Annotated in this window: 1 protein-coding gene; it reads right to left on the bottom strand. The window is 45.3% G+C overall.

Features of this window, described 5'->3' with window-relative positions:
* Positions 1-491: GTP-binding protein (locus IAE20_RS16685; protein WP_081036001.1), on the bottom strand; the 491-nt coding region annotated here is incomplete at its 3' end.
* Positions 492-503: the final 12 nt, after the last annotated feature.

Raw genomic sequence — 503 nt, 5'->3', positions numbered from 1 at the left:
GGGAAGTCATAAGTAGAAAGAAGTTCACGAACTTCCATTTCTACCAACTCAAGAAGCTCTTCGTCGTCTACTAGGTCGCATTTGTTTAAGAATACGATGATGTAAGGTACACCTACCTGACGTGAAAGAAGGATGTGTTCACGAGTTTGTGGCATTGGACCATCAGTCGCAGCACATACAAGGATCGCGCCATCCATCTGAGCAGCACCAGTGATCATGTTTTTAACATAATCGGCGTGGCCTGGGCAGTCTACGTGTGCGTAGTGACGGATTGGAGAATCGTATTCTACGTGTGATGTATTAATCGTAATACCACGTGCTTTTTCTTCAGGTGCTGAGTCGATTTGTGAGTAATCTTTCGCTTCACCGCCGTAAGTTTTCGCACAGATCGTTGCGATTGCAGCAGTAAGAGTTGTTTTACCATGGTCAACGTGACCAATTGTGCCCACGTTTACGTGCGGCTTATTACGTTCAAACTTGGCTTTAGCCATGATGATCTTCCT

This window comes from Acinetobacter sp. S54, assembly GCF_016624945.1.
GTDB lineage: Bacteria > Pseudomonadota > Gammaproteobacteria > Pseudomonadales > Moraxellaceae > Acinetobacter.
Note: the sequence above shows the minus strand (reverse complement) of the source record. Positions and strands in the feature narration are given on the sequence as shown.